This is a genomic window from Advenella alkanexedens (genome assembly GCF_019132845.1).
Taxonomy (GTDB): domain Bacteria; phylum Pseudomonadota; class Gammaproteobacteria; order Burkholderiales; family Burkholderiaceae_B; genus Advenella; species Advenella alkanexedens.
In genome coordinates this window covers 144318-159742 of record NZ_JAHSPR010000006.1, presented here as the reverse complement: position 1 = coordinate 159742, position 15425 = coordinate 144318, and the positions used below count along the sequence as shown (strand labels likewise).

The window sequence follows — 15425 nt, the reverse complement described above, 5'->3', positions numbered from 1 at the left end:
CCCGAACAGGACAGTGAAACGCCTTCGCGCCGATGATAGTGGATGGACATCCGTGAAAGTAGGTCATCGTCAGGCTCTTTATTACGAAAAACCCCTTCAGCACTACTGAAGGGGTTTTTTTATTGCCCGCTCGATTCGTGGGCCGCTTTGCTGCCATGGAGCGCGTCAAAGGATAGGCCCATGCGTTACCACGGAGCATGGGAACGAGGAGGAAGGCGCTAATGGCAGGCATAAAAATTGTGGAGGGGTGGCAGGCAAAGCCTGACGGGGTGGTTTACCCCACCGTAACTTTGAAGGTTTGCTGTTTGCTGTTTGCTGGCAATGATAATAAACGAAAAGTATCTCTTTCTTCTTCATCAATTTGCAATACAAGATTGGTTTCCCATTCCAGATATTTTCTGGCAGCCTCTTTGTTGCCGTGATGTCTGTCATGTACAAAAAACAGGAAATCAATACATTCCGCATCGGGTGGGTTGTTGCTTTGTTTTTCCAGGCTTAGGCCAGCCACCTCAAAAACAGAAGGGTCAAATATTGTCTGCTGAATATTCTGATACCCTGCATTGACCATATCAGTGGCCAATAATGCCGTTATATCATCGCCCGTACCCAGTAACAGGACAGGCGTTTGTTTATCAAGCGGAACATGTTTGAACAAGGTGGGACGAATGACCCACTGCGCTTGCTTTAAATGAACAGAACGGAACTGCATACTGGATCTGCTGTCCAGGATACTTGCTTGAGGATACTGTTTGATGAAGTTAATGGTTTCCTGGGGAGAAAGTGTTTGGGGATGTACCAAGGCAAGGGCTTCATCCATTGGTACCGCTAATGTTGCCAATTTATCGGTTTCTGGCAATAGATAGACCTCCCAGCCCAGCTGTTTGAGCCAGCTGGCGATAACAGGTGCCCTGACCTGGTCAAAATCGGCTAAAACGATGCGGGCCTTCCTGACGCCAATATATTCGTCGGTTGCCTGAATCAACTGCCCTCCTGGGGCATGCCGTATAGCGGATGATAACCGGCTTTCCTCAAATTCCTGGGCGGTACGCACATCAAACAGGTATGTTGTGCGATTTGTTTCTTCTTGCCAGATTTTTAATTGCTGGCATGAAATGCTTTGTAGCTCGAATTGTTGGATCAGATGATGTGCGCTTTGTCTGGCTTCGGCAAGTAATTCCGGGTTGATTTTTTCCGGATAAAGCCTGTTTGACTGGTGCTCCAGTTCATAGCCTGACAAATACCACCCCTGGGTGCCGTTTTCAAGTGCATAAATGGGGTTGGGAATGCCAAGATTGATCAGGGTCTGGGCACCGATAATGCTGCGTGTACGCCCCGCACAATTGATGATGATGGTTGTTGAGGGATCAGGGGCGATTTGACGGGCGCGCAGGGCAAGCTCTCCGTTAGGACAGCAGATGGATCCCGGTATGTTCATTTTCCGGTATTCCGGTATGGGTCGGCCATCCAGGATTACCAGGCTTGCCGGTGCGGATTGTATCCGTTCATGCAATTGCCTGGCGCTGATATGCGGCGTTTGGTAAATGTGTTCTGCCAGTTCTCCAAACGTTTTACTGGGTAAATTGACCCCGGCAAAGGTGGCGTATCCAGCTGCTTGCCAAGCCTGGATGCCTCCTTGCAGGATATGAACATGCGTATAGCCCAGTCGTTGTAAAGCCCTGGCAGCAGCCTTCACGACTGCTTCACCGGTATGGTCTGCGTAAATAACAATACGCGTGTTTTTACGAGGGACAAGTCTCCCGACGCGAAGTTCAAGCACACTATAGGGTAAAGAAACAGCAAAGAAAAGGTGGTTCTCGCCGTATTGGCCGTGTTCACGGATATCCAGTACGGCGATTTCATGTTCATCATGAATCCAGCTTTTCAGCAGTTTGGCATCGATTGTTTTCATTGTTTAAATAGCGGTGAGGCTGGACGTGAATGGAGCTGTCGGGTTCAGTTGCCCTGACGGGTTTTGACACCGATATCCATGATTTTGCAGGTATTGTTTTCCACATCAAAGGCCAGTCTTTCGGTAAGTGTTTCCAGTGCCTTGCCATACATATGCAGGTGGCGGATCTGGCTGTCTTCAATGCGAACGGCATGAATGTCGTCAGGCATTAAGGCGATTCCTTCACCGGGACCTATGCTTTTAATGGCAGTTTGAACGAGCGTTGCTTTTCCGCTAATGCTGCCATCATCGGTACGGTCGTACAAATAGTTGCTTTCGGTGCCTTCTACGGCAGCAATACAGGCCCACGTTGTATGGTTATGCGGCACGATTTTTTTGCCAGGCTTCATCACATTTAGATACAGGGCAAAGCTGTTGTCAGGTTCTGAATGAATTAAATAGCGGGCTTGCAACTCTTCGCCTTCGGGTGCGGGATAGTCTGCTTCTGACCACCAGTCTTTATGGGCGGCCAGTTTGATCAGGCCTTCACGCACGGATTCCAGGCCTTGACGATTGGGTTCCGGTGTTGTTTGCTGTTTGGCCAGTGTGATAAAAGCGTTGATGGCATTTTGTTTGCCATTGTTGTTGTTCATGAGCGGTTCTCCTGTGATTTTTATAAAGTATAGTAATTTCCCCGTACATTGACTAATTAAAATTCTTGGTTAATATATTAGCTATCCTAATGGATACAATCCTGTATTTTCTTTTATTAATGATTTTTCATATTACTATTCCCTATGAATAACCTGGATCTGGGTTTATTGCGCACGCTGGTTACTGTCGAAAAAACTAATACATTTTCCGGTGCGGCAGCCGTATTGTTCAAGACACAATCGGCCATCAGCCAGCAAATGCAAAGACTGGAATCCCAGATCGGGTATCCGTTATTTGAGAAACGGGGCAGGCACCGGGAACTGACGGCTCAAGGCAAACAACTGGCCATGTATGCGCGGCGTTTACTGGCGATCAATGATGAGGTCTTGCGCACACTGGGGCAGCAGCAAGTGGAAGGGCATATCCGTTTTGGCGCGACCTTTGATGTGGCGGATACGATTTTGCCAATCGTGCTTACCCATATAGCGCGTCATGCACCTAAAGTGAAGCTGGATATCCAGGTTGACCGCAGTCCCGCCTTGATGGACTTGCTGGCCTCCGGTGATATAGACATGACCATTTCCACACGCGATGCACCGGGATTGAGCAGTTTTGTGGTGCGTACCTCTCCAACGGTGTGGATATGCGCGGCGGATTTTCCTTTTAGCCGGGGCGCTACTTTGCCTTTGATTCTGGCGGATGAACCCAGTATTTTCCGGCGACTTGCATTAACTGCACTTGCGCAAAGCCAGACGCAATGGCGTATTAACTATCTGGCCCCCTCTTTGGCGGGGATCAAGGCGGCTGTTCGGGCCGGGTTGGGTGTAACGGCCCGCAGTGTCGAGTTTCTGGGGCCTGATATGAGGGTTTTGGCCGAGTCGGAGGGTTTGCCGGCATTACCTTTGGTGACGTACCGTTTGTTGACGCGCAAAGACACGATCAATCCATTGGTTTTGCATATTTTTGAAATGTTGCGGACCCAGTTTGAAAATACAGTCTGAGTCCGGTCGCGTTGTGGCGGGTCTGAACAAGTCATCTGCCACCGTCATCAGGTCAAGGGCAAGATAACTTCAGGACATTTGGCTAAGCATTTTCCGGAAATGGTTAAGCGAGAACAGGAACAGGACCAGACCAATAATAAACAATGACAGGAATTGGGGCCATACGACCTGAAAGTCTGCACCACGATAAAGAATGGCCTGACCCAGTGAGACAAAGTGCGTGGTAGGCGCCAGTAGCATGATGTCCTGGACAAACTGCGGCATGCTTTCCCGGGGTGTACTGGCACCTGAAAGCATTTGTAAGGGCAGCAGTACCAGCACCATTAATAGCCCGAACTGCGGCATATTGCGAGAGAGTGTGGCCATGAATATGCCCATTGAGGTGGTGGCAAACAGGTGCAGGGAGGCACCGGCAAGAAACAGCAGGATTGAGCCCTCAATGGGGACGCTGAGCCAGTCCTGGACAACGATCTGAAGTGAAAAGGCGGATGCGACCAGTACAACCAGGCCCATTGACCAGATTTTGGAGAGCATGATTTCGGCTGGTGTCACAGGCATGACCAGAAGGTGTTCGATGGTGCCATGTTCACGTTCACGGATAAGTGCGGCACCGGTCAGGATGATGGAAAGCATGGTGATGCTGTTGATGATTTCCATTAAAGAACCAAACCAGGAGCGCTCAAGCGTTGGATTAAAACGCATCCGTATGGCCAAATCAACCATGGGAGTTTCAGTGGCTTTATAGCCTTGGACAAATTCGTTGACTTCGCTGTTGACAATTTGCTGGATATAACTGCTCCCGGTAAAGGCTTGTGACATTCGGGTGGCATCCACATTCAACTGGATTTCCGGTTGTTTACCGGCCAGCACGTCTTTTTGGAAATCAGGGGGGATATTAAGGGCGAAGGTAAACCGGCCTTCATCCATGCCAGAGTCCATTTCATTGATGGAGATCATTTCTGGGTGCGTAAACCGCGGCGGGAAAAAGGCACTGACAATGCGGCCAGACAAGGGGGAGCGGTCCTCATCAACAATGGCTATCGGTGCACCATGCAGGGTTTCCGGCATGGCTGTGGCTGCGGTGTAAACTGAAACGGTAAAGGTGTAGATAATCAGGAATAGCATGATCGGGTCTCTGATGAGACTCCAGAACTCCTTGATACCCAGCCGATAAATATTTTTAAAATTGGCCATGCTCAGGTGTCCTGTTTCTTTAGCAAGATAATGGACAGCAGTAGAATCACGATGGCACCGGCCAGCATGGGCCAGTAATACGTGATCAGATCCTGGAAGCCGAGTGCCTTGTTAAAGATCCCCCGGCTGATCATGAGAAAATAGGTGGTTGGGAAAATGTTGCCAATGAATGCGGCAAACCCTTCCAGGGCAGAAACCGGATTCAGCAGTCCCGAAAACTGGATGGCAGGCAGTAAGGTGCCGACCATGGTGAAGAACATGGCGGCAATCTGGCTTTTCGTGAATGTGGAGGCAAACAGGCCCACGCCGGTTGCGAACAGGACATACAGGAAAGCGGCCAGCAAAAGCGCCAGGAAATTACCCTTGATGGGGACATCGAAAACAGTAATGGCCAGAAAAGCCATGAGCAGGAAGTTCATCATGCCCAGAATAATGTAAGGAACCTGTTTGCCCAGCAGGAATTCACTGCGGGTAACGGGTGTTACGTAAAGATTGATAATTGATCCCAGTTCTTTTTCTCTTACCACCGAGAGGGCGGAAAGCATGGCCGGAATCATGAGCAGCAAGAGGGGAATAACGGCCGGTACCATGGCAGGCAGGCTTTTTACATCGGGGTTATAGCGGAAACGGGTTTGGATGGAGGCCGGTACTGTACTGGCGGGGTCGATGCCCAGTCGCTCGGTAGCCATGGTAGACAACCAGCCCTGATGCATGCCAAGCACATAACCTTGAACGGTTTCCGCCCGCTGCGGATTGGCGCCATCTATCCAGGCGCCAATCTGTACGTTTTTCCCCTGTTTGAGATCACGGGCGAAACCAGGTGGAATTTCCAGGGCCAGCACCACTTCGTTACTGCGCATGCGCCGGTCAAGATCGGCATAGTCCTTGATGGGCGGCTTTTCAATGAAGTAACGAGAACCTGCCAGGTTCAACGTATAGTTTTGGCTTAGGGTGGTTTGGTCACGGTCCAGGACGGCAAAGGTCAGATCCTCGACATCCATGCTGATGCCATAACCCATAATGAACATGAGGATGGCAGTACCAAGCAGGGCAAGGGTTCTGCGCACGGGATCACGTTGCAACTGAAGGGTTTCCAGCAGGGTATAGCTGAAGGCCCTTGAAAAACTGAAGCCATTTGTTCTGGTTGGTTCCGGGTTGGTGGTCTGGGCCGGTGTTTCGGGTTCTGGTGCAGGGGACGGGCTTTTGCCTGTTTCGGTCTCACGAACCGCATCTTCCAGGTAAGCAATAAATGCGTCTTCCAGCGTCTGGGTGCCGCGTTGGCGCACCAGTTCTGCCGGTGTACCGCTAACCAGAACCTTGCCCGCATGCATGAAAGAGATCCGGTCGCATCGTTCGGCCTCATTCATGAAGTGGGTGGAAATAAAAATAGTGACCCCGTCCTTGCGGGCCAGGTCTATCATGAGTTGCCAGAAAAGGTCCCGTGCAACGGGATCCACGCCCGAGGTAGGTTCATCAAGGATCAATAATTCGGGGCCGTGAACCACAGCAACGGCCAGCGACAGGCGCTGACGTACCCCCATGGGCAGGTTGTCTGGCAGTGCATCAATGGCATCGCCCAGATCAAAGCGCTGAATCATGGCCTCAACACGTGCCGGGATTTGTGCCTCGGGAACCTTGAACAAGCGGGCATGCAACACCAGGTTTTGTTTTACCGTGAGTTCCGTGTAAAGGGAAAATGCCTGCGACATATAGCCGACCCGACGTCGGGTGTCGATATCCTTGGGGTTGACTTCTTGTCCAAACAGCCATGCCTTGCCTTCAGAGGCCTCAAGCAGGCCGGTGAGCATTTTCATGGTGGTTGACTTGCCACAGCCGTTGGAACCCAGGAAGCCAAAAATTTCACCCTGCCTGATGCGGAAATTGACATGGTCAACCGCCACAAAATCGCCAAAGCGCATGGTTAAGTCTTGCGCTTCAATGGCAATATTCGCATTGTCATTATTGAAGGGTGGAATGACGATGTCATGATGTTCGGCCCGTTTTTCTTCGGGAAGCAGTTTGATGAAAGCTTGCTCAAGAGAACGGGAGTCGGTTTTTTCATGCAATTCATGGGGCGTACCGGTGGCCAGTACCTTGCCATCGTCCATGGCAATCAGCCAGTCGAAGCGATCGGCCTCTTCCATATAGGCGGTGGCAACAATCACACTCATTTGCGGCCGGTTTTGCCGGATGCGATTGATGAGGTCCCAGAATTGTTTGCGGGCAAGTGGGTCCACACCGGTCGTGGGCTCGTCAAGAATCAATAAATTGGGGTCGTGAATGAGCGCACAGCATAAACCCAGTTTTTGTTTCATGCCTCCGGAAAGTTTGCCGGCCGGCCGGGATAAAAACGGATACAGGCCGGTGCTGCGGGTAAGGTCATCAATTCGCCTGCGTCGTTCTTGCTCATTGTGACCGAACAGGCGGGCGAAAAACTGCAGGTTTTCTTCAATGGAAAGGGTGGGATAGAGGTTTTTGCCCAGTCCCTGCGGCATGTAGGCGATATGGGGACAGACTTGGGTGCGGTGTGCCGCTTCGGCCATGCTGCCCTGTAATACCTCAACACGGCCTGACTGAATGGCGCGGGCACCGGCAATCAGGGATAAAAGACTGGATTTGCCCACTCCATCGGGGCCAATCAGTCCCACCATGATGCCTGCGGGGATATCCAGGCAGATATTGTCCAGGGCCAGCTTTTTGCCATAACGCAGGCTGACCGATTGCAGTCTGGCGACCGGTGCGTTCATGACGGGTTTACTCCGGCAGCTTGATAGTTAAGTGCTCTGGCCATTCCTTGTTGGCGTCAAGCTTTATCCAAGCCATACCTGGCAGGCCGGTCTTGACCTGTTCAAGATGCTTTTGCAGCAGCTCGGGTGAAATGCGCGCCTTGACACGGAACATGAGTTTTTGGCGCTCACTGGCCGTTTCAACGGTTTTGGGCGTGAATTGGGCCGAGCTGGCAACAAAAGAAACCTTGGCTGGTATGACATATTCGGATGCCGCATCCAGGACAATATGCACATCAGTATCCAGGGCAATGCGGCCAGCCACGGTTTCAGGCAGGAAGAAGGTCATGTAGACATCGTTAAGGTCGATGACATTCAGGATTTTGCCACCGCCACCAACCACTTCACCCGGCTGGGCAATACGAAATTGAACGCGTCCGTCGCGCGGGGATTTCAGGATGCTGTCATCAATATCGGCCTGAATGCGCTTGATGGCCGCTTCTGCCGCAATAACGGCTGATTCTGCCCCGCTTACCTGTGCTTTGGCTGCCTTGATAGCGGCCTGTGCCGCATTGACCTGGGCTTTGGCGGCATTCAGACCGGCTTCGGTACTGCGAGCAGCGGCACGGTCATCGTCAAGGGTTTGTTTGGGGGTGGCACCACGGGCAGCCAGGGTTTCGGTTCTGCTCAGGCGTTGTTTGGCCAGGGTAAATTCGCTTTCCCGCTGTGCCATGAGTGCCTGACTGGCAAGCAATTCGCTTTCTCGGGCATCGACCTGGACCTTGGCGATATTGACATTATTCAGTGCCTGCTGGTGTTCTGCCTGTGCCTGTTCAAGCTGGGCTTTCAGGACATCTATTTGCATATGGGCAAGGGGTTGATCTGCCTTGATAAAGTCACCTTCATTGACAAGTATGTCCTGGATGCGTCCGGCAAGCTTGCTGGAAATATCCAGTTCGGTGGCTTCTATGCGGCCATTGCTGCTGATAAAACCATCGAGCTGGTTGTTGGACTCGGCCTGTTTCCAGTAATAGACACCAATCGCAATGGCAGCCAGGATAATGATGATGAGGAGGAACGGTTTTTTGTTTGATGCGCTCATGTGGTACTCTGATGGCAGGAAAACCCGGGTTGCCACTATAAAACCAGACAGGCCCGGAAGTATGATGACAGGTGATTTATGCGCTTTGCTTTAATAACCGAAAACTTCGATGGCTTTCCGAAGGATAACGAAAATCATGATAATCAGCCCCAGTCCCATGACCACAATGCCGGGATTATGGTCTTTCAGTCCGATACCGATAAAAACGATAATAATGCCGATGACAAAAACAAGGTGTAAAGGTACATCACTGAAATCCATGGTGAATCCTATTTTGAATGACCGTTATGGGGGCTGTGGTCAGCTGTTGATCACTGCCCGACCCCATTTTTATCCCTTAAGTATATCAAATGCCCATCTGGCAATTATTAAAAAAAATTTCAAGGCTAAAAAGAAACAAAAAGTAAATATCGGTTTGCGCAGACTTTGGCGCAGAGGCAAGCTGGCAAGTCAAAGAACAGCGTGACCGAGATACGCCAGCCATTTGGCCAGCGTACTTACTGTTTTTTATTGGCGGGCCTGGCGGGAGGGAGGGAGGTCATGGATGGGTGATGTGCTGCGCCAGGGGTTGATATCCAGCCCGCCCCGACGGGTATAGCGTGCATAAACAAACAGTTTGGCGGGTTGGCAGTGTTTCATGATGTCGCAGAAAATCTGTTCCACACATTGTTCATGAAAACCGTCATGATTGCGGTAAGAAATAATGTATTCCAGCAGGCTGGCATGGTTGATGGCAGGACCTTCATAACTGATTTGCAGACTGCCCCAGTCGGGCTGCCGGGTAACAGGGCAGTTGGATTTCAGCAGGTTGGAAACCAGGGTTTCATGCACGATGGTGTCGGTATCGCATTGCAACAGGCTGGCATCGGGTTCATATTTTTCGGGAGTGACATCCAGTTCGTCAATTAGTATCCCGTCCAGGTTTTCTATGGTTTGTTGAGAAAAATCGGTGGGCTCGATAAGCTGGATTGAAACCGGTGCTCCGCTGGCCACGGACAAGTCTGTCTGCAGGCAGGCCAACAGGTTTTCGCTTGTGTTCAGCCGGGTCTGGTTGAATGAATTCAAATAAAGTTTAAAAGATTTTGATTCAATGATGTTGGGGGCGGCCGCATCAAAACTGAAGCGGGCCATGGCCACCTGCGGCTTGCCCTTTGGATTAAGCCAGGAAAGCTCATAGGCATTCCAGATGTCGGCCCCGTACCAGGCAGGGTGTGGCTGCAAGGACAGTTGAGATCGGCCAATGGTGCGGGCAATGGGGAAAAGGAGGGACGGATCGTATTGATCCGGGTATTGCGTTTCTTTTCCCAAAGGGGCCTGATTAAGTTCACGGTTGATCATGGCAGGCGAACAATTAAGATTGAGGTTGCATGAAAATGGTTTTATGGCGCGAGACCGACTGGATTGGGTCATCAGGCAATTCGGTTGCGGGCTCAAGATCCGGGAAAATTTCCGCATCAAAGGCCTTGTCGCCGTTTTCATCGGCCAGTCCGCTTGGCTTGAGACCAACAAAATCAAACAGCTGGCGGTCCATTAAATGCGAGGGTGCCACCGCAGACAGGGATTTGAAGATATTCCATACTTTTTTGGGGCTTTCTTTTTCCCAGGCACGGATCATCCGGTTGATTTCCTGGCGTTTCAGGTTTTCCTGGGAACCGCACAGATTACATGGAATGATGGGGAATTGCTTCATCTCGGCATAGGCAATCAGGTCTTTTTCCGCAATATAGGCAAGTGGCCTGATAACCGTATGCCTGCCATCGTCTGACACCAGTTTGGGGGGCATGGTTTTAAGTTTTGCCGCATAAAACAGGTTCAGGAAGAAGGTGGCCAGAATATCGTCCCGATGGTGACCCAAGGCAATTTTTGTTGCACCCAGTTCATCGGCAACACGATATAAAATACCGCGCCGCAGGCGTGAACAAAGTGAGCAGGTTGTTTTTCCTTCAGGAATAAGACGTTTGACGATGGAATAGGTATCCTGATTTTCAATATGAAAGGGAACACCTATCTTTGTCAGGTATTCGGGCAAAATATGTTCGGGAAAGCCGGGCTGTTTCTGGTCCAGGTTGACGGCCACAATGTCGAACTTGACCGGTGCGCGCTTTTGCAAGGTCATGAGAATATCCAGCATGCCGTATGAGTCTTTGCCTCCTGAAAGGCAAACCATGACTTTGTCGCCATCTTCAATCATGTTGTAATCAACAATAGCGGTACCGGCTTCACGGATAACACGTTTGCTCAGCTTATTGTTTTCAATGCGGATTTTTTCGGCCGCAGCGCTACGATGCTCGTTACTCATGTTTATCGTCCAGTAACAACTTCAATGCCAACCGCATCACAATCGGCGAAAGCCATGGGTTTGCTGATCCTGAGCCTGACTTTTTGAACCTCGGGGAAATCTTTCAGCAAACGATTGGCAATCATTTCGCCCAGTGACTCCACCAGGTGCACGTGGGCACGGGTACATTCTTCAATAATGGCTTCCCGCAGCTTGCGATAGTCAAGAACACTGCTGATATCGTTGTCATTCAGTTGTCTGGGTACATGAATGTCTATTTCTGCATCAATATGCAGGGGCTGGGTGGCACGCAGCTCATGTTCAAGAATGCCAATGCGGGCATCAAGGGCAAGACGGGAGAAGAATATACGACGAGTTGACATAGAATTAAGGTTAATATGTAGAGACAAAGAAGAAAGCGTTTTCTTTGCAATTTATCAAGGGCTTAATTGTAGTGGTTATCTCATTTGAAGAGGCTGCAATAAGGTTTTCAAGGTAAAGAAAATCATTGATTTTTCATGGAAAAAAGGATTTGGCTGCATGCAACCGGTTGTTTATGATGCGATTGTGATTGGTGCAGGCCCGGCAGGTGCTTCATGTGCTGTCTGGCTTGCCCATTTGGGCTTTTCTCCGTTAATTCTTGATGCCTCTGAACAGGTTGGGGGGCTGACGGCGCATAACCCCTTTGAGGATGCCTGGAATGTCACCGCTCCTGGCCTGACCGGCGAAGAAGTGGCGGTGCAGATCAAGCGCAGTCTGGATGGCGCCAGGGTCCCTGTGCTTTTGAAAATGCGGGTCGACAGGGTAGAGATCATTGATGCCCCTGATCAGATTAATGCCTTGCTCAAAAAGGAGGGCAAGCACGATAAGCCGGTCTGTCCAAGACTGTTTCGCGTGTTCTTTGACGGGCATTCCCTGGTGTCGCGTTTTGTGGTGGTGGCCAGTGGCGTTACCTCCCGCTTTCCGCAAGAGCTGGCCAATCAAAAATATGACCATGTCCTGGTGGGGCCTGGCAGGCACATTTCCAACTATGAGTTTGCCAACAAGCGGGTGGCCGTCTTGGGAGGCGGTGATAACGCTTTTGAAAACGCCATTTTTGCACAAAAAAGAGGAGCTTTGTCGGTGGATATTTATGCCCGTCATATCCGGGCGCAAAGACAATGGTTTGAATCCCTGTCACGAAAGCGGATTCATACCGGTGAGTATGTGTTTGATCCGCTGACCCGAACCGTTAACGGACACAGGTATGATGTGGTGATGGTTTTTTATGGCTGGCAGGCTCAGCTCAATGGCCTGGAAAGCCTGGGTCTTTCGTGCAGTGAAAAAGGCTATGTCAACACCCATGTGCATACTGCAGAAACCAATGTGTCCGGGGTGTATGCCATTGGTGAAGTCGCCAACCGGCACCATCCCTGCATTATCACCTCCATGGCTGATGGGGTGGTGGCGGCCAAGGCCATCCAGTACAGGCTGGAACAGGAAGGGCTTGAACTGGTGAGTTAGGGCTGCAGACGGGAGCGGGCCTGGTCGATGGCCTGGCAAAGTCCGGGCAGGGCACGAATCAGGCGATCTGTCGGACGAAATAAAATATCCGGATGTTGGGTAACGATTGCCTGACGGGCAAATGAAAACCCTTTGTCATTGAAAAAGTCCCGTATTTCGTCGGCTGTTTTTTCATGTGAAGCGCCAGCCAGTATCAGTTTGGGTTGGCGTTGCATAATGCTTTCCAGGCTGACAATAGGCGAAGGGCTGTTCAGGTCGTTAAAAATATTGTAGGCACCACATAACTGCAACATTTCATTCTGGATAGGGCCACCCCCCAGCGTGTATAGCGGGGAATTGCCCAGAAAAATGAAAACGGGTACCGGGGTACGGGCGCTGTACTCATCGCGGGTTTGTTGGATGATGGCTTCCAGCTCATGGGCCTGGTGGCGGGTTTGTTCCAGCGTTCCGGTCAGCCCGGCAATTTGTAACAGGTCTGCCGTAATATCCGCCAGTTTTATTGGTTGAAGAGACAGTATCGGCACCATGCGTTCAGTCTGTTTGAGTCCTGTCACGGGCAGGCCACCTGAAGACCAGGTCACAATCAGGTCGGGTTTCAGGCTTAGCAATAATTCGGCATTTGGACGCAGGCCGTCGCCCACGTTAGTCATGTTTTTGACTTCAGGGGGATAGTTGCTGCTTTTGGCAACCCCAATCAGCTGTTTGCCTGCCCCGGCCGCAAATATCAGTTCCGTGGCATGGGGCGACAGGCTGATAATGCGTTTTGCCGTTTCGTGCACGGGGGCGCTTAAGGTGCCTGCCTGGGCAGGCAGGCAGGCATTCAATGAACCGGCAAGAAGGCAGAGCCCGGCAAACAGCTTATGATGAAGCTTCATGTTGATGATCCCGAGATTCCTGGTTGCAGACAGCTTACTGGTTTGGTAAAAGCCATAACAACCACGGAAGGCCTGTTACATGCGCCAGGCAAGGTTTAGAAATACATTCGAGCCTTGGCTATTGTAGCCGTAGGCGGTATTGTATTTTTTGTCTGTCACATTATTCCAGTAGACCTGGCCCTGCAGGTTTTTGTTGAACTGATAGCTTGCATGCAGGTTAAGCAGGCCGTAACTGCCCAGTTTTCTGGCGGCGGTGTTGTCCTTGTCATCATAGCGCTTGCCAACAAATTGATAGCTGGCACCCAGTTCGGCATTGTCCAGTTTATGGCTGACCGAGAGACGATAAACCTGTTTGGCCCGGCGGACCAGGGTTTTGCCGTTGGTGTCGTCCTTGGGGTTCAGGAAGTCGGCACCGGCACTGAACAGGGTATTGCCAAACTGGTGGGAGGCCTCCAGCGACAGGCCGCGAATGGTGGCTTTGTCGGTATTTTCAGCAGTGCAGTTGAACAGGGCATCGCACACATAAGGATTGATCAAGTCCCTGAATTTGTTCTGGAACACCACCAGGCTTAATTGGGTGTCTTCTGCCTGATAGCGCAGGCTGGCTTCGATGTTTTTGGATTTTTCCGGTTTCAGATTGGGGTTGCCCTGATAACCCCAGCTTAATGGATAATACAGGTCGGTAAAGGTGGGGGCCCGAAAACCGGTGCTGGCCGCCATACCCAATTTGAGCGAGTCGCTTAAATCGTAGTCATAAGCCAGACTGCCGGTGGTTTTACTGCCAATGCCGGATATATTGTCATGGCGGACACTGGCCTGTACGTGGTGACGGTTAAAATCACTCCGGTAGATCAGGGCCGCTGCATTAGTGTCACGGTGCTGGCGGCTTAACAGGGAAGAACCGGTTGCGCGTTCGTCAAGGTGTTCCAGCACCAGGGACAGTGTGTTGTTCTGATCTAGCGTAAGGTTGTTTTGCCAGCTGTACTGACGCTGGATGGTACCTATTTCCGTGCGGCCGGAAGCGTCATTGGAGGTTTGTAAGTCATGGTTGCTTTTACTGTAGCCAAAAGCCAGGATGCTTTCCCAATTGTCGGTTATTTGATTGGTGCTGCCAAGGGTATAGGCCTGCTGGCGGGTAATGTCATAGGTATTTTGGTAGTATTCACCGGAATCAAAATCACCATGGTTGTAACCATTCAGGAAGGTCAGGTCGAACCGCTGTCCCGGGTTCCATTCATAACCCAGGGAACCGCTCAGGCTGGTTTGGATGTAGCCATCATCGTCCGCGTTGTAAACATAGGGGCCGGCATCAGGGTTGGTGGCATTAAAGCCATCGCTGGAGGCATAGCTGGCAGCCAGGCTGTAGTTCCAGTTGTTGTGTGCCCCTGAAAAACCAAAGCCGGTCTTGAAAGTGCTGTCCGAGCCAACCCCGAAATTGCCAAAGGCGCTGAACGGGCGGTCTTGCCCGTCGGACTTGGTAATAATGTTAATCACACCCCCCATGGCGCTGGAACCATACAGGCTGCTGGCCGGGCCGCGGATAATTTCGATGCGTTCAATCGTCGAAGGGTCTACGGCTGCCCAGTTGGTGCTGCCACTGTTGGTATCGCTAATGCGCATGCCATTGACCAGCACCAGGGATTGTGCCGGACTGGCCCCACGCACAAATATTCCTGAGATGGTTTGCGGGCCGCCCTGGCTATATAGCTGGATGCCAGGCTGGCGAGCCAAAATGGTGGGCAGGGATTCTGCCCCGGCATTTTTCAGGCTGACACCGGAAATAACGCTCACGTCACCCATGACCTTATCCAGCGGCTGTGCCATGCGGGCAGGGGTGGCAACAATGGTGTCCAGGGTGGTGACATTGGGAGCAGGGGTGGAGGGAGTTTGGGCAAAAAGCAACGAAGGTGCGAAACAGGCAGCCAGTGCCAGCGCACGAGGGTGGAACGTAAAATACATATAAATGGCCTTCACAATATGTGCGACCCCGCACATAGGAATTAGGGAATGTTTATTGTTTGGCTGGTGTCGGGCTTGTTGCTGGCAGTTGAATACCGGGCAGCTTACCGTTGCGGGGGCAGCACAGACTGAACAGGACGGTGTGGAAAAGGACCGGCTGTTTTCTGTTTCCCATTTAACTTTCACCGCTCGAATGAGCTGAAAGCACCTTGCAATAAGGGTAATATTGTAACACAGCCATAATA

Annotated in this window: 13 protein-coding genes and 1 riboswitch; of the genes, 2 read left to right on the top strand and 11 right to left on the bottom strand. The window is 51.2% G+C overall.

What is annotated here, in order from left to right:
* Positions 1-274 precede the first annotated feature (274 nt).
* Positions 275-1909 (bottom strand): rhodanese-like domain-containing protein, encoded by a 1635-nt coding sequence (locus KU392_RS09770; RefSeq protein WP_169293694.1) that lies wholly within the window; start codon positions 1907-1909, stop codon positions 275-277.
* A 44-nt stretch (positions 1910-1953) separates the two neighbouring features.
* A complete protein-coding gene (locus KU392_RS09765; RefSeq protein WP_169293695.1) occupies positions 1954-2541 on the bottom strand; it encodes a cysteine dioxygenase family protein in 588 nt (195 codons plus the stop codon).
* Positions 2542-2685: 144 nt separating this feature from the next.
* On the opposite strand from KU392_RS09765, the gene KU392_RS09760 reads away from it, so the two are divergent.
* Positions 2686-3543, top strand: a complete 858-nt coding sequence (locus KU392_RS09760) for a LysR substrate-binding domain-containing protein (protein WP_169293696.1) — start codon at positions 2686-2688, stop codon at positions 3541-3543.
* 69 nt (positions 3544-3612) lie between these two features.
* Here KU392_RS09760 and KU392_RS09755 read toward each other — a convergent pair whose 3' ends face one another.
* The 7 genes from KU392_RS09755 to folB all read right to left on the bottom strand — a co-directional run bounded on the left by KU392_RS09755 (position 3613) and on the right by folB (position 11226).
* Positions 3613-4737 carry an ABC transporter permease gene (locus KU392_RS09755; protein WP_169293697.1) on the bottom strand — a complete coding sequence of 375 codons (1125 nt, stop codon included), beginning with the start codon at positions 4735-4737 and terminating at the stop codon, positions 3613-3615.
* Positions 4738-4739: 2 nt separating this feature from the next.
* On the bottom strand, positions 4740-7484 hold the full coding sequence (gene rbbA, locus KU392_RS09750; RefSeq protein WP_217735182.1) for a ribosome-associated ATPase/putative transporter RbbA: 2745 nt from the start codon (positions 7482-7484) through the stop codon (positions 4740-4742).
* A 7-nt stretch (positions 7485-7491) separates the two neighbouring features.
* A complete protein-coding gene (locus tag KU392_RS09745; protein WP_217735181.1) occupies positions 7492-8565 on the bottom strand; it encodes an HlyD family secretion protein in 1074 nt (357 codons plus the stop codon).
* Between the two features lie 90 nt (positions 8566-8655).
* A complete protein-coding gene (locus KU392_RS09740) occupies positions 8656-8826 on the bottom strand; it encodes a hypothetical protein (RefSeq protein WP_169293700.1) in 171 nt (56 codons plus the stop codon).
* A 246-nt stretch (positions 8827-9072) separates the two neighbouring features.
* Positions 9073-9903: an NADPH-dependent 7-cyano-7-deazaguanine reductase QueF gene (gene queF, locus KU392_RS09735; protein ID WP_169293701.1), complete on the bottom strand. Its 831-nt coding sequence runs from the start codon at positions 9901-9903 to the stop codon at positions 9073-9075.
* Between the two features lie 13 nt (positions 9904-9916).
* A complete protein-coding gene (ttcA, locus tag KU392_RS09730; protein ID WP_217735180.1) occupies positions 9917-10864 on the bottom strand; it encodes a tRNA 2-thiocytidine(32) synthetase TtcA in 948 nt (315 codons plus the stop codon).
* 2 nt (positions 10865-10866) lie between these two features.
* Positions 10867-11226 (bottom strand): dihydroneopterin aldolase, encoded by a 360-nt coding sequence (folB, locus tag KU392_RS09725; RefSeq protein WP_169293703.1) that lies wholly within the window; start codon positions 11224-11226, stop codon positions 10867-10869.
* A gap of 157 nt (positions 11227-11383) precedes the next feature.
* On the opposite strand from folB, the gene KU392_RS09720 reads away from it, so the two are divergent.
* A complete protein-coding gene (locus tag KU392_RS09720) occupies positions 11384-12346 on the top strand; it encodes an NAD(P)/FAD-dependent oxidoreductase (RefSeq protein WP_217735179.1) in 963 nt (320 codons plus the stop codon).
* Here KU392_RS09720 and KU392_RS09715 read toward each other — a convergent pair.
* Both KU392_RS09715 and KU392_RS09710 read right to left on the bottom strand, forming a co-directional pair.
* Positions 12343-13221 carry an ABC transporter substrate-binding protein gene (locus tag KU392_RS09715; protein ID WP_169293705.1) on the bottom strand — a complete coding sequence of 293 codons (879 nt, stop codon included), beginning with the start codon at positions 13219-13221 and terminating at the stop codon, positions 12343-12345. The genes KU392_RS09720 and KU392_RS09715 overlap by 4 nt on opposite strands.
* A gap of 75 nt (positions 13222-13296) precedes the next feature.
* Positions 13297-15180 carry a TonB-dependent receptor domain-containing protein gene (locus tag KU392_RS09710; protein ID WP_169293706.1) on the bottom strand — a complete coding sequence of 628 codons (1884 nt, stop codon included), beginning with the start codon at positions 15178-15180 and terminating at the stop codon, positions 13297-13299.
* Between the two features lie 44 nt (positions 15181-15224).
* Positions 15225-15407: riboswitch (cobalamin riboswitch) on the bottom strand.
* Between the last annotated feature and the right edge of the window lie 18 nt (positions 15408-15425).

Bases quoted from the DNA above. Each gene is read 5' to 3' on its own strand.
- KU392_RS09770 (WP_169293694.1), bottom strand. From the start codon at position 1,909: ATGAAAACAATCGATGCCAAACTGCTGAAAAGCTGGATTCATGATGAA.
- KU392_RS09765 (WP_169293695.1), bottom strand. From the start codon at position 2,541: ATGAACAACAACAATGGCAAACAAAATGCCATCAACGCTTTTATCACA.
- KU392_RS09760 (WP_169293696.1), top strand. From the start codon at position 2,686: ATGAATAACCTGGATCTGGGTTTATTGCGCACGCTGGTTACTGTCGAA.
- KU392_RS09755 (WP_169293697.1), bottom strand. From the start codon at position 4,737: ATGGCCAATTTTAAAAATATTTATCGGCTGGGTATCAAGGAGTTCTGG.
- rbbA (WP_217735182.1), bottom strand. From the start codon at position 7,484: ATGAACGCACCGGTCGCCAGACTGCAATCGGTCAGCCTGCGTTATGGC.
- KU392_RS09745 (WP_217735181.1), bottom strand. From the start codon at position 8,565: ATGAGCGCATCAAACAAAAAACCGTTCCTCCTCATCATCATTATCCTG.
- KU392_RS09740 (WP_169293700.1), bottom strand. From the start codon at position 8,826: ATGGATTTCAGTGATGTACCTTTACACCTTGTTTTTGTCATCGGCATT.
- queF (WP_169293701.1), bottom strand. From the start codon at position 9,903: ATGATCAACCGTGAACTTAATCAGGCCCCTTTGGGAAAAGAAACGCAA.
- ttcA (WP_217735180.1), bottom strand. From the start codon at position 10,864: ATGAGTAACGAGCATCGTAGCGCTGCGGCCGAAAAAATCCGCATTGAA.
- folB (WP_169293703.1), bottom strand. From the start codon at position 11,226: ATGTCAACTCGTCGTATATTCTTCTCCCGTCTTGCCCTTGATGCCCGC.
- KU392_RS09720 (WP_217735179.1), top strand. From the start codon at position 11,384: ATGCAACCGGTTGTTTATGATGCGATTGTGATTGGTGCAGGCCCGGCA.
- KU392_RS09715 (WP_169293705.1), bottom strand. From the start codon at position 13,221: ATGAAGCTTCATCATAAGCTGTTTGCCGGGCTCTGCCTTCTTGCCGGT.
- KU392_RS09710 (WP_169293706.1), bottom strand. From the start codon at position 15,180: ATGTATTTTACGTTCCACCCTCGTGCGCTGGCACTGGCTGCCTGTTTC.